Here is a 13,477-nt window from a genome sequence, read left to right as displayed (position 1 = left end):
AAGCAATCACTGAATCAGTTAGAGGATAATAGTCATGAAGCGCTACAATTATGATTTTGATTATAGTAAAGAACCCAAACACGACATCCTATGCATCGATATGAAGTCTTTTTTTGCCAGTGTGGAATGTGTGGCCCGGCAACTGGACCCCTTGACAGCAGAATTGGTGGTCATGTCACGGGGAGAAGCCAATGGTGGGCTGGTTCTTGCTGCTACCCCAACTGTCAAAGCTAAGTATGGCTTGAAAACCGGGTCCCGGCTCTTTGAATTTCCCCGCCACCACAATATTCAAATTGTCCCTCCCAATATGAGCCAATATATTGAGATTAACCTGGATATTAACGAGATTTTCTTGAACTATGTTGCTCCAGAAGATCTTCATATCTATAGTATTGACGAAAGTTTCTTGGATGTTTCTTATAGTCACAAGTTATTTGGCAGTAATGAAGCTATCGCCCGTCAGATTCAAGCCGACGTCTACCAGGCTTTTGGAATTACCGCCACGGTGGGGATTGGAGATAATCTGCTCTTAGCTAAATTATGCCTGGATAACTCGGCCAAGAAGACCCCTCCCTACATTGATTACTGGTCCTATGAATCGATCCCCGAAACGGTTTGGAAGATTGACCCACTGAGGGATTTTTGGGGCATTGCCAAGGGTTTAGAACGCCGGCTCAACCAATTAGGGATCTACAGCGTGGACGACTTGGCCCATGCGGATGTCTACCTCCTACAAAAGCGACTAGGAATTATTGGTGTGGAACTCTTTGAACATGCTAACGGGATTGACCACAGTATTATCCGTGACAAATATGTACCTTCCTCGCGGTCTTTTGGTAAGAGTCAAATTCTCCAGCGTGATTATACTGATCCGAGCCAAGTGGCGATTATTATTCGCGAGATGGGTAACGATATCGCGGCCCGCTTGCGCCAGCACCATTTGCTCGCCGGTCAAGTCTCTCTGTCAATCGGGTATTCCCACGAGGTAGTGGATCGCGGCTTCCGTCACCAAGTCCCCATTGATCCCACCGACCGTCCCGAAGATCTCAACGCCGCCTGGGTGGAGCTCTTTCGTTTGTATTATGAAGATCGGCAACCTATCCGCCAAATCGCCCTCAGCGCCAGCAAGTTTCAAGAGAAGGTAGGTATCCAGCTCAGTCTCTTTGAAGACCCTGAACGTACCTTGCAGAAAGAACGCCTCTATGACACCATGCAAAAAATCCATGACCACTATGGACCCAGCTCACTTTTCTATGCCAATAGTTTGGTGGAAGGGGCGACCGGTCTGGAGCGCAATAAGTTGATCGGCGGCCACCAGGCTTAAATCGTGATTGAGAAGCCAGCAGGGTGGCTATGGATTTGGTGTAAGGCTTATGTTTGCTATAATGGGCTTAGAAAATTAGAGAGAGGAAGATTCTGATGAAAAATACAAAGATCTTGTCAAAATTAAGTAACAATTTCCCGGCTTACTTCTTAAGTCTTCTCACTGCTCTAGCGGTATTCTTACTAGGTGATGGGACTAGTGTATTAGCGGGAACTTATTACAGCCAAAGCCTGCCACAAACTGGGGCCCAAGTGACAAGGACAGCCCTCATTGTCGGTGTCGTCCTACTGATTGTGGGCGGATTTTTCTTCTTCCGTAACCGTAAAAATAAGAAATAGAGTCTTATTTAAGTGAGGTATCGATAAAAGCGAACACTAGTGATGATAAACCGGTATCAGGCGAACACTTGCTAAGGAGCGATTCCTGGTGATAGACTAAGTACATAGTTAATTATCCATAAAATTATCCGGTGATAAGGAGAGTAAGTGTTAGCCACTTTGAAGAGAGGTTCCGTTTGGTGAGAGGAACCAGGTGAAAGGCGCTGAAGATGGCCTTTGAGGATATCTTGTCAATAAGTAGACAAGGTCGGCTGGGCTCGGTCGATAAGAAGAGCGCTAGTCTAGACACTTAGGGTCTCGGCTAGGTCGAGGGGGTTACTACAATGGTATCCATAGTAGTACTCTGAACAAAAGGTGGTAACACGATACGTCGTCCTTTGCTATTCAAGTGAATAGTAGGGGACTTTTTTTATGGAAAATATGAGGAGGTCTTTATAATGAAGAAATGGCAAAAAGTATTAGTAACAAGTGCATTAAGTATCCTCGCCTTGGCAGGGTGTGGGTCTAATAGTGGTAGTGGCAGTGAAGGCAAGCAGGAAACCACAGTCAAACTCGGTGTGGTTGGGGACGATACCCGGGACTGGGATACCGTCAAAGAACGTCTCAAAAATGAAGGAATCGACCTTGAATACGTCAAATTCTCTGACTACAACCAACCTAATAAGGCCTTGGAAGAGGGGGAAGTTGACCTCAATGCCTTCCAACACCAAGTCTTCTTAGATAAATTTAATGAACAATTCGGCACTGACTTAGTCTCCATCGGGAATACCGTGGTGGCACCATTAGGGATCTACTCCCATAAAATTAAGGACCTGTCGGAATTACAAGACGGGGCCACCGTGTCGATTCCTAACGATGTGACCAATGGTGGTCGGGCCATTATCCTCTTAGAATCTGCTGGACTCATTGAAGTGGATGACGCCGCTGGCATTACCCCAACAGTGGATGACATTACTTCAAATCCTAAAAACTTAAAGATTGAAGAAATGGATGCTGCTCAAACCCCAAGGACTTTAAACGATGTGGATATTGCCCTCATTAATAGTGGTTATGCTGTGGATGCTGGCTTAAAACCCCAAGACGCTATTTTCAAAGAACCGGTCGATGAACGGTCTAAACCTTATGTCAATATTGTGGTCGCTCGCCAAGAAGATAAGGATAACCCAACCTATAAGAAGATTGTCGATACCTATCAAACTGATGAAACCGAACAAGTCATTAAGGATAAATCAAACGGGGCTAATGTTGCGGCTTGGAAACAATTTGGCCGTAACTAGACCCTAGCCACATGCTAGCGAAAAATGAAACGAACATATGGAGAGGAAGTATGTCAAATGACCACTACCGATAAAAAAGCCCTACAAGAAACCATCAAAAACTATGTTAAGGAAAACTTGGCCACTTACCAAGACAATGCCCTAAAAATCCATGCCAAGCCAGAAACCAGTAACCATGAATACTATGCCCAAGAAATCTTAACCGATCAGCTGGAAAAGGAAGGCTTCACCGTGAAAAAAGACGTCGCTGGCCATCCTACTGGTTTTGATGCCCGTTATAAGAGCGACAAGGAAGGACCGACTCTGGTTTACTTGGCCGAATTCGATGCCTTACCCGATATCGGCCATGGCTGTGGCCACAACCTTTTTGGTAATTATTCCAGCCTGGCGGCAGCGGCCTTGAAGCAGGTCGTTGACCAAGTGGGCGGTGAAATTCGGGTCTACGGGACGCCTGGTGAAGAAGGTGGGGAGAACGGCTCAGCCAAGGAAAGCTTTGTCCGCGAAGGTTTCTTGGATGATGTCGATGCGGCTCTCTGTGTGCATCCTGGTGGTGACACCAGTCCTAGTGGCCACTTATACGCGAATGACCCTGTTGATATCGAATTCTTTGGCAAGTCAGCCCATGCTACTGCTAACCCAGAAGATGGGATTTCAGCGCTGGAACCACTAATTCTTACCTTTAACGGGATCGATGCTTTACGCCTCCACCTCCATGATGATGTCAGCATCCACGGTGTCATTCTCGATGGCGGTAAAGCTGCCAATGTGATTCCTGATTACTGCCGAGGACGTTTCTATATTCGTGCCTATAATCGTCATACTCTGGACCAGGTCAGAGAGAAAGTAAAAAGAATTGCTGAAGGAGCCGCCCATGCCACAGGTGCAGAGTTGAAGTTTGGCCTTTTCCAAAACAAGGTCGATGATATGATCATTACTCCTTCCTTTGATGATGTTTTCTTCAGTCATGCTGACGAAGTGGGCTTAGACTTAGACACAGTTAAGGAAGCGGACAGCCAAGCCCATGGGTCATCTGATGTTGGCAATATTTCTTATGTGGTGCCGACCATCCAACCCTTTCTAGCCATTTCTGAGGAGCCCGTACCCGGACACTCTAAAGCATTAGTGGCCGCAGCTAAATCAGCAAAGGGATTAGATTCCATCCGCATTGCGGCTACTCTACTGGCTTTAACCGGTTTGGATTTAATTCTTGATCCTGATAAGTTAGCCCAAATTAAGGAAGACCACCAAGCAGCCTTAGCCAAGGGCAACTAGTCTAGCCAAACACGTTAAAGAGATTCAGTTAACACTAAATACACAACAACCTCCTAAGCTCTTATCTTAGTTAATCGCTAAGCTAGGGGCTTTTTTCTTGGAAAAAGGTAAAAATTTTTGTTTTAAAGTCGTAGTCAAAGTCAGTTCTAAGAACCATTAATGACCATTTCAGCCTGACCACAATTGGATAAATATATAAATAAATACAATTTTCTAAAATAATGTTCTTTTTTGCGAAAAACAATATACTAAAGCGTATAAAATCTTAAATTTGCTTTATTTTTACAAAAAATATGAGATAATCCTAACTAAATAATGTACCTTGAGCCCTTATTGTCTCGGGTATTTTCTTATATTTTTAGTCTGATCTATGTCTTTAAATCGTTATTAAGAAGGAGTTGCATATGAGGAAATTTAGGCATGGGGATTATCTAGAAACTGAACGTAAAACACGAGTGAAGATGTACAAAGCCGGGAAGTCCTGGGTGAAATCATGTCTTTCACAATTTGGTTTACTGCGTTTCTTCGGAAAATCACCCGTAATTGAGCATATTGAATCTTCCCAAGTTGAAGAGAATTCTTCAGCGGATAAGAAGGAGTATCTATTTAAAGGACTGACTGCCTTAGGTGCCTTAGCCGGTGGTGCAGCATTAACCACACCACAAGTGAGCGCGGATGAACTACCTAAGGAAAAAGTTCTTGAAAAAGAAACCTTAGTTAATACCGATTCAGCAGCCTTAAAAGCAGTCGAATCAACGACCGAAACGGTTCAAGCAAGTGAAGTCGCGGATGAAGCTTCAGAAAATATTGAAGCAAGCGAATCGGCTTCCATTAGCGCTAGTGAATCGGAATCACTTTCTATTAGTGAGTCTGAGTCGATTAGCGAATCCGAGTCATTATCAGCTTCTGAATCAACTAGTGTGTCGAGCTCAGAGTCAGCGGCCATCAGTGGATTAGAATCGGCTGCCACTAGCGAAAATGACACGGAATCTGAATCCAATTCTAGTGAAAGTTCAGAAAGCTTAGCTGATGAAGATATTAATGTTAGTGAAGAAGAATCTGCTTCACGCATTCAAGAACCAGTAGCGGCTGATGAAAGAGAACGAGCTGTTGAAGATCGCCTGGCGGTTCAAAATGGTGCTGGCTTAAGAAGTGCCTCTAGTCCAGAAAAGCATTATGGAGTTAGCGGGGTAGAAATTCCTGAAGTGCCAGTCAACAATTTTGTGGCGAGAACTGCTAGTGATGCCGCTGATTTAGCTGGTGCAGCAGGTTTAAACAATGGAAAAACCAAAGCGGAAGCAGAACGTCAAGCTAATGACTTACAAGCAAGCCTAGAGCGATCAACCGCCCAAGAAGATGACAGCAACCATGCAGCTTACTATGCGGCTGTCAGCAATCTAGCGGGTAATAAGGCCCAAGTCAAGGAAGACTTAGAGAAAGCCTTAGCCGACAAGGCAGGAGCAAGCAGTGATTTAGCCTCTTATAAGACGCGTATCGATGCGGCAAATACCATTGAAGAAATTGGCGCGGTGGTCCAAGAAGCTCAAGCCAAGTATCCTTCCGCTAATGTCGGGCCAGAAGAGGAAACTGCTGAAGAAGAAGCGCAGAAGGAAGCGGAACTCAATCGCATCAAAGAGTCTGCTAAAGCTAGCGCCAAAACCATCCTAGACGCACGAACCCAGGCGACTAATTCGCAAGCAACTAGCGCTGACCCGGCTCATGTGGCCGCTGTTCAAGCCAAGATTGATGAGGCTAAGTCCGCTGCAGAGGTCGATAAGATTATCTCTGACCTCAACGATTCAACCACAGCGGATACTATCTTGACCCCTAAGACTGACCAAGCTGGCCGGAAATATTTTGAAGATCAGGATACGGGTAAGAAGTATTATCTGGAGCCTAACTGGGATGAGCAGTCTATTAAAGGACAGGGCCTTTCGCGTTGGCCATTAGAAGATGGTCAAGAATTACGAGTAGTTAATAATATATCAGACCCAGTTGGTTCTTATCAGCTGAACTATAAGGGATATCATGAAACTCCAGATGGCGATGTTGTTATCGATATGGTTTATTCGTTTTTCTTAAGATCAGCTAATGTCTGGAATCAAGTAAACTTGAAAGTGTCAGATGAGTTAGAAAAACGGGTTGATTGGACTAAGTCTTATTATAGTGGTAGAAATGGCATAAAACGTTTTTCTAATGGTAATTCATCAACAGATAAACTGATGCGGTTTATTGATATGGAACAAGGTACATTTGCTCAGCATACGCCAATAAAGCTGTATTTAAGAAATACCACTCGGGAAGAATTAGATAATATTGATACAACGATTCAAACTCGAATCCTTGATAGGAGAGGCAGAGTCTATACGCGCTATATGGGTGGAACTAGCGATTCAAATATAGAATTGACAGGATATGGCTCCTATACTTCCGCAGCTTCCATACCAAGATTAGACGAGACAAATTTAAAAACAGGCTTATCTCCCTACTTACAAGTAGTCAGCAGCTTCCTAGCTGACCAGGCTCCATCGTTTATATCAAGTCAAAATAATGTTTCATATAAACCTTCAGAAAATAAACTATATATCGCTACTCAGACAGTCAAAGGAGCAACTACTGCAAATGAAACGCAAAATGGTAATTCATTTGCATATCGTTTAGCTTTTGACAAGTCGCTGCTTGATGTTTTAAAAGAAGATGAGTTTGGCTATATTGGTTACGTTGAACCATCGAAAACATCTGGAGCACAAGCCGGAGTGAATCCAAATCAGACCCGAACAGGATTTACTCGAGACCAAGTAAATGTAGTTGGCAATATGGCATATGTTATTTATGCGCCTAATGATTTTGATTCTAACTCGGAAACTGGACAGGTTATTTATACTGAAGGTAACATGAATGGTTTTACAGATAACTTAGGAACCCGTGTATCTGACCAAGTTTTCACTTTAACAACATTAAATATTGATTCAGATAATCTTAAGAGTTTATATCCAACAATTAATGGCCAAGAGCCAGAAATGACTTCTATAGATGTTCATACGTCCTTTTTGTTAGAAACTCCAAAAGGTATTGATCGCTTAAGTATTCTTACTACTGATGAGGGAACTGCTATAGAAGGGGAAACGGTTGAAATTCGATTTGCCAAACCCCTTAACGAAGTAGTTAATGGAAGTGAATCAGGAGTTAACTTATCAGAAACAGCTAATAAACTAGCTATGAAACTTGGTGAAGCACCAATTTTTGGTAATTTAGGGATTTATCCTAACTCAACAGGTGGTCGTGGAGTCTATGATCGTTATGACTTTGAAGTTTCAAGTGATGGGAAAACTTATACCTATACTATGCCCTATGATACAAAAGTAAATCCAGGCACAGAAATTAAGTTATTTACAGGTCAATTAGGAAATCTAGTTAATAACTCTGGTGAAATTTATATTGGTGGCAAAAAAGTCGCTGCCTTTGGTGAAGGGCAAGCTGAGAAAAGTTTCGCTCCAAGGATGCTAATCGGTACAGAAGTTCAGTCGTCTGCACTTCTTGATCGTACTCAATATATGCCAGTAGTTAAGGATATGTATGACTTTGATAAGGTGATTACCGGTTATACCTATGTCCCTAACCAATTAGTTGAAATTTCCTATATTGATGCTAACTCTGGTCAGACTCGCTATGTCCGGACACTATCAGGCAGCACAGCAGAACCAGGTGCGACTTACACCGTTGAAGGTGACAAGACCTATCCAGAACCAGGCCAAGGTTTGTACAAGTTCGAATATGTCATTCCGGATACAGATCGCCTAGTCAAGGATTCGCCAATCATTGCAAGAGCTTTTGATTATACAACCGCTAGTGTTGAGGAAAAAGCACTTTCTGAAGATGAAGAAGCCATCCAAACAGCAGTGGGTTCGGATGCGGTTATCGCCCGCGTTCTTATCCAGGTGACTTACGACCTCAATAATCCTAACGGGACCTCCGCTCGTCGCGTGATGACTTACGCTGCGCCAGTAGAAACGAATGATGCAGCAGGTAACACGACAGCTATCGAGAACTCTGATGTTCCTCGGAACGAAGACTTCTCCAATGAAGTGGGCTACACCAATAACGGTCTCGAAGGCAACATGGCCAAGGATCCGACCTTGGAAGGTTACCGTTTCTTAGGATGGAATACCGCCCAGGACGGTTCAGGTGACTACATTACACCTGAAACTGCCTTCCAAAACTCAACTACCGTCTATGCCCAATGGGAAAAAGTTACCATGGCTGAAGAATTCGAGCCAGGCTATGACAACATTTCTGTTGAAGAAGGTCAAGCTGACACCGTCGCTGCACCGACTTTCATCAAGAACGGTCAAGTGGTCCAACCAGAAGTTAGCCAATTCACGACTAGTGTAGCGGGTGTCACCGTTAATGCTGACGGCTCAATCACTGTCCCTGCAAGCTTCACTGAAGGCAAGGCTGGCCAAAAAGTTCAAATTCCAGTCACCATTACTTATGCGGATAACACAACAGACACCGCTAATGTTTATGTTGATATTACTCGTAAGCCTGAGAATGAACTCTATGATCCAACTGTAACGCCGGTTGAGAAAGATTATGGCCAAGCAACCACTGAAGATGAGATCAAGAAGGCCGTAACTGTACCTGGTTACCAAGAGAATCCAGCTCATCCAGGTCAAACGCCAACCGTTTCGATTGACAATCCAGATGCTTTACCAGATGGCAAGAACCCAGGCAGTTATGAAGTACCTGTAACTGTTACTTATCCAGATGGGACAACAGATCCAGTGACGGTACAAGTGATTGTAGATAATCCAAACAGCGATAGCTATGAACCTACTTACCCAACTGGACAAGCAGAATCAGGTGAAAATCCAACACCAACGACTGTAAGTCCAAGCTTCAGTAGTGACCTCCCAACTGATCCAAACGATCCAACAGGTCCGAAGACCCACCAAGATAATGTGACACCACCAGCTGGTACGACCTTTACTTTTGGTGATGGAACAACGAACTGGACAGATCCGAATACGGGAGACGCAGCGACAATTGATCCTAATACCGGTGAAGTAACTTTCACTCCGGGTAAAGGACGGCCTGAAGATGGCACTCTAACGATTCCAGTTGTTGTGAATTATCCAGATGGAACCAAGGATGATACTAATGTTACTGTTAATGTGACGAAAGACAACAATAGCATTTCGCAGAGTGAATCAGCTTCCGAATCGTCAGTGAAGTCTGAGTCTGTCAGCGCTTCTCAAAGTGAATCTGCTATGATAGAATCACAATCTGAAAGTGCCAGTCAGTCAGCATCTAGCTCATTAAGTGCTAGTCAATCGGAATCTGCAAAATCAAGTGCGTCTGCATCAGAGTCCGCAAGTTCGAGTGCGTCTGCATCAGAGTCCGCAAGTTCGAGTGCGTCTGCATCAGAGTCCGCAAGCTCAAGCGCGTTGGCGTCAGAATCCGCAAGTTCGAGCGCTTCCGCGTCAGAGTCTGCAAGCTCCAGCGCTTCAGCATCCGAATCCGCAAGTTCAAGTGCGTCCGCGTCTGAATCCGCAAGCTCTAGCGCTTCAGCGTCTGAGTCCGCAAGTTCAAGTGCGTCCGCATCAGAGTCCGCAAGCTCTAGCGCTTCAGCATCCGAATCCGCAAGTTCAAGTGCGTCCGCGTCTGAATCCGCAAGCTCCAGCGCCTCAGCGTCCGACTCCGCAAGTTCAAGTGCTTCAGCGTCAGAGTCCGCAAGCTCCAGTGCCTCTGCATCAGAGTCCGCAAGTTCGAGTGCATCCGCATCTGAGTCAGCAAGTTCGAGCGCTTCAGCGTCCGAGTCTTCAAGCTCCAGTGCGTCCGCGTCTGAGTCAGCAAGTTCGAGCGCCTCAGCGTCCGAATCAGCAAGCTCAAGCGCTTCAGCGTCTGAGTCTTCAAGCTCCAGCGCTTCAGCGTCCGAGTCTTCAAGCTCCAGCGCGTCCGCATCTGAATCTGCAAGTTCAAGTGCATCCGCATCTGAGTCTTCAAGCTCCAGTGCTTCGGCATCGGAATCCTCAAGTTCGAGCGCATCGGCGTCCGAATCATCAAGCTCTAGTGCTTCAGCGTCTGCGTCCGCAAGCTCCAGCGCATCGGCATCTGAGTCTGCAAGTTCGAGCGCTTCAGCCTCAGAGTCCTCAAGTTCGAGCGCATCGGCGTCTGCGTCCGCAAGTTCGAGCGCGTCCGCGTCTGAGTCCGCAAGTTCGAGTGCTTCGGCATCTGAGTCTGCAAGCTCCAGTGCTTCGGCATCGGAATCCTCAAGTTCGAGCGCATCGGCGTCCGAATCATCAAGCTCTAGTGCTTCAGCGTCTGCGTCCGCAAGTTCGAGTGCATCGGCATCGGAATCCGCAAGTTCGAGTGCGTCCGCATCTGAGTCCTCAAGCTCCAGTGCTTCGGCATCGGAATCCGCAAGCTCCAGCGCCTCAGCATCCGAGTCATCAAGTTCGAGTGCTTCAGCCTCTGAGTCCGCAAGCTCCAGTGCCTCGGCATCGGAATCTGCAAGCAGCAGTGCTTCAGCGTCCGACTCTGCAAGCTCCAGCGCTTCAGCGTCTGCGTCCGCAAGCTCCAGTGCTTCAGCATCCGAGTCTGCAAGCAGCAGTGGGTCCGCGTCTGAATCCTCAAGTTCGAGCGCTTTAGCGTCCGACTCTGCAAGTTCGAGTGCATCGGCATCAGAATCTGCAAGCTCCAGCGCTTCAGCGTCTGAGTCCGCAAGCTCTAGCGCTTCAGCGTCCGACTCTGCAAGTTCGAGCGCATCGGCCTCAGCCTCTGCAAGCTCCAGTGCTTCGGCCTCTGACTCTGCAAGTTCGAGTGCCTCAGCCTCAGCCTCTGCAAGTTCGAGTGCGTCGGCATCGGAATCCGCAAGCTCCAGTGCTTCAGCGTCTGAGTCTGCAAGTTCGAGCGCATCGGCCTCAGCCTCTGCAAGCTCCAGTGCTTCGGCCTCTGACTCTGCAAGTTCGAGTGCCTCAGCGTCAGCCTCTGCAAGTTCGAGTGCGTCGGCATCGGAATCCGCAAGCTCCAGTGCTTCAGCGTCTGAGTCTGCAAGTTCGAGCGCATCGGCCTCAGCCTCTGCAAGCTCCAGTGCTTCAGCGTCCGACTCTGCAAGTTCGAGCGCTTCAGCGTCCGACTCTGCAAGCTCCAGTGCTTCGGCCTCTGACTCTGCAAGCTCCAGCGCTTCAGCGTCCGACTCTGCAAGCTCCAGTGCTTCGGCCTCTGACTCTGCAAGCTCCAGCGCTTCAGCGTCTGAGTCTGCAAGTTCGAGTGCATCGGCCTCAGCCTCTGCAAGTTCCAGTGCGTCCGCATCGGAATCTGCAAGTTCGAGCGCTTCAGCGTCCGACTCTGCAAGCTCCAGTGCTTCGGCCTCTGACTCTGCAAGTTCGAGTGCCTCAGCGTCAGCCTCTGCAAGTTCGAGTGCGTCGGCATCGGAATCCGCAAGCTCCAGTGCTTCAGCGTCTGAGTCTGCAAGTTCGAGCGCATCGGCCTCAGCCTCTGCAAGCTCCAGTGCATCGGCCTCAGCCTCTGCAAGTTCGAGTGCGTCGGCATCGGAATCCGCAAGCTCCAGTGCTTCAGCGTCTGACTCTGCAAGTTCGAGCGCATCGGCCTCAGCCTCTGCAAGCTCCAGTGCTTCAGCGTCCGACTCTGCAAGTTCGAGCGCATCGGCCTCAGCCTCTGCAAGCTCCAGTGCTTCAGCGTCCGACTCTGCAAGTTCGAGTGCGTCGGCATCGGAATCCGCAAGCTCCAGTGCTTCGGCCTCTGACTCTGCAAGCTCCAGCGCTTCAGCGTCTGAGTCCGCAAGTTCGAGTGCATCGGCCTCAGCCTCTGCAAGTTCCAGTGCGTCCGCATCGGAATCTGCAAGTTCGAGCGCTTCAGCGTCTGAGTCCTCAAGCAGCAGTGGGTCCGCATCGGAATCCGCAAGTTCGAGTGCCTCAGCGTCCGAATCTGCAAGCTCCAGCGCTTCAACATCAGACTCCGCAAGTTCGAGTGCTTCAGCATCCGAGTCCGCAAGCTCCAGTGCCTCGGCATCGGAATCTGCAAGCAGCAGTGCTTCAGCGTCCGACTCTGCAAGCTCCAGCGCTTCAGCGTCTGCGTCCGCAAGCTCCAGTGCTTCAGCATCCGAGTCTGCAAGCTCCAGCGCCTCTGCATCTGCGTCCGCAAGCAGCAGTGCATCGGCATCAGACTCTGCAAGCTCCAGCGCTTCAGCGTCTGCGTCCGCAAGCTCTAGCGCTTCAGCTTCAGACTCATCAAGTTCAAGTGCATCCGCATCTGAGTCTGCAAGCTCCAGTGCCTCGGTATTCGAATCGGCAAGCTCCAGTGCGTCCGCGTCTGAATCCTCAAGTTCGAGCGCTTTAGCGTCCGAGTCCTCAAGTTCGAGCGCTTTAGCGTCCGAGTCCGCAAGTTCGAGTGCCTCAGCGTCTGAATCTGCAAGTTCGAGTGCATTGGCATCAGAATCTGCAAGCTCCAGCGCTTCAGCGTCTGAGTCCGCAAGCTCTAGCGCTTCAGCGTCCGAGTCCGCAAGTTCGAGTGCTTCCGCATCCGACTCCGCAAGCAGCAGTGCATCGGCATCAGAATCTGCAAGCTCCAGCGCTTCAGCGTCCGAGTCCGCAAGCTCCAGCGCTTCAGCGTCAGACTCATCAAGTTCAAGTGCATCCGCATCTGAGTCTGCAAGTTCGAGCGCCTCAGCATCGGCATCCGCAAGCTCTAGCGCCTCGGCGTCTGAGTCCGCAAGCTCTAGCGCTTCAGCGTCCGAGTCTGCAAGCTCCAGCGCCTCAGCGTCTGAGTCCGCAAGCTCCAGTGCTTCAGCCTCTAACTCTGCAAGCAGCAGTGCTTCGGCATCCGAGTCCGTAAGCGTATCTGCTTCAGAATCAGCAAGTGTGTCTGCCTCTGAATCTGAAGATGCAGCAGCGCCAATCGACTCTAGTGAGTCTGACTCTTCAAGTTCTGAAAGTATTAGCGAAAGTCAATTAGCTTCAGAATCAGCAAGTGTCTCTGATTTGGAACCTGCTCAAGAACATGGATCTGCAAGCATTAGCTCTTCTGAAACTATCGAAGCTTCTGAATCTACATCAGAATCAAGCTCACAAAGTGCTTTGATAAGTGATCAAGATTCTCAAGTTGAAATTAAGCAATCAGGTTTCTTGCCTCAAACAGGAGCCCAAAATACTTCTGTTCTCGGCGCAGGATTAGCTGCAATCCTTGCAGGCCTAAGTGCTTTAGGTTTCAAGAGAAAGAAAGATAATGATGCATAGAATTGTTGA

The 13,477-nt window shown here is 47.7% G+C and carries 5 protein-coding genes and 1 other annotated feature; all 5 genes read left to right on the top strand.

Features of this window, described 5'->3' with window-relative positions:
• Nucleotides 1-34 precede the first annotated feature (34 nt).
• The 5 genes from AWM73_RS05855 to AWM73_RS09170 all read left to right on the top strand — a co-directional run bounded on the left by AWM73_RS05855 (nt 35) and on the right by AWM73_RS09170 (nt 13,468).
• Nucleotides 35-1,324 carry a Y-family DNA polymerase gene (locus tag AWM73_RS05855; protein WP_060778499.1) on the top strand — a complete coding sequence of 430 codons (1,290 nt, stop codon included), beginning with the start codon at nt 35-37 and terminating at the stop codon, nt 1,322-1,324.
• A gap of 95 nt (nt 1,325-1,419) precedes the next feature.
• A complete protein-coding gene (locus AWM73_RS05850; protein WP_060778498.1) occupies nt 1,420-1,662 on the top strand; it encodes an LPXTG cell wall anchor domain-containing protein in 243 nt (80 codons plus the stop codon).
• Nucleotides 1,663-1,784: 122 nt separating this feature from the next.
• Nucleotides 1,785-2,043: a binding site (T-box leader), on the top strand.
• A 56-nt stretch (nt 2,044-2,099) separates the two neighbouring features.
• On the top strand, nt 2,100-2,939 hold the full coding sequence (locus AWM73_RS05845) for a MetQ/NlpA family ABC transporter substrate-binding protein (RefSeq protein WP_060778497.1): 840 nt from the start codon (nt 2,100-2,102) through the stop codon (nt 2,937-2,939).
• Nucleotides 2,940-2,996: 57 nt separating this feature from the next.
• Nucleotides 2,997-4,211: a M20 family metallopeptidase gene (locus tag AWM73_RS05840; protein ID WP_060778496.1), complete on the top strand. Its 1,215-nt coding sequence runs from the start codon at nt 2,997-2,999 to the stop codon at nt 4,209-4,211.
• Between the two features lie 404 nt (nt 4,212-4,615).
• Nucleotides 4,616-13,468: an accessory Sec-dependent serine-rich glycoprotein adhesin gene (locus AWM73_RS09170; protein ID WP_060778495.1), complete on the top strand. Its 8,853-nt coding sequence runs from the start codon at nt 4,616-4,618 to the stop codon at nt 13,466-13,468.
• Nucleotides 13,469-13,477: the final 9 nt, after the last annotated feature.

It is taken from the genome of Aerococcus urinae, assembly GCF_001543175.1.
In the GTDB taxonomy this organism is placed as follows: Bacteria; Bacillota; Bacilli; order Lactobacillales; family Aerococcaceae; genus Aerococcus; species Aerococcus urinae.
Note: the sequence above shows the minus strand (reverse complement) of the source record. Positions and strands in the feature narration are given on the sequence as shown.

What these genes read in the sequence shown, in the direction of transcription:
- AWM73_RS05850 (WP_060778498.1), top strand. Translation starts at nt 1,420, where the DNA reads ATGAAAAATACAAAGATCTTGTCAAAATTAAGTAACAATTTCCCGGCT.
- AWM73_RS09170 (WP_060778495.1), top strand. Translation starts at nt 4,616, where the DNA reads ATGAGGAAATTTAGGCATGGGGATTATCTAGAAACTGAACGTAAAACA.
- AWM73_RS05855 (WP_060778499.1), top strand. Translation starts at nt 35, where the DNA reads ATGAAGCGCTACAATTATGATTTTGATTATAGTAAAGAACCCAAACAC.
- AWM73_RS05845 (WP_060778497.1), top strand. Translation starts at nt 2,100, where the DNA reads ATGAAGAAATGGCAAAAAGTATTAGTAACAAGTGCATTAAGTATCCTC.
- AWM73_RS05840 (WP_060778496.1), top strand. Translation starts at nt 2,997, where the DNA reads ATGACCACTACCGATAAAAAAGCCCTACAAGAAACCATCAAAAACTAT.